At 59.4% G+C, this 278-nt stretch carries 1 protein-coding gene; it reads left to right on the top strand.

Annotated features, from left to right (window positions below):
• Nucleotides 1-278, top strand: a 278-nt coding sequence (locus EN869_RS34175) for a zinc-binding dehydrogenase (RefSeq protein WP_145972074.1), incomplete at both ends; no start/stop codon positions are given.

Here is a 278-nt window from a genome sequence, read left to right as displayed (position 1 = left end):
CTGCTACATCGGCTGCGGCGTCACCACAGGCATCGGCGCGGTCATCAACACCGCCAAGGTCGAGCAAGGCGCGACATCAGTGGTCTTCGGCCTCGGCGGCATCGGCCTCAACGTCATCCAGGGTCTTCGCCTTGCCGGCGCCGACATGATCATCGGCGTCGACTTGAACAACGACAAAAAGGCCTGGGGCGAGAAATTCGGCATGACGCATTTCGTCAATCCGAAGGAAATCGATGGCGACATCGTCCCTCACCTCGTCAACATGACAGATCGGAAGA

The organism is Mesorhizobium sp. M2D.F.Ca.ET.226.01.1.1 (assembly GCF_004022705.2).
In the GTDB taxonomy this organism is placed as follows: domain Bacteria; phylum Pseudomonadota; class Alphaproteobacteria; order Rhizobiales; family Rhizobiaceae; genus Mesorhizobium.
The sequence above is the reverse complement of the archived record's forward strand: the minus strand, read 5'-3'. Positions and strand labels throughout refer to the sequence as shown.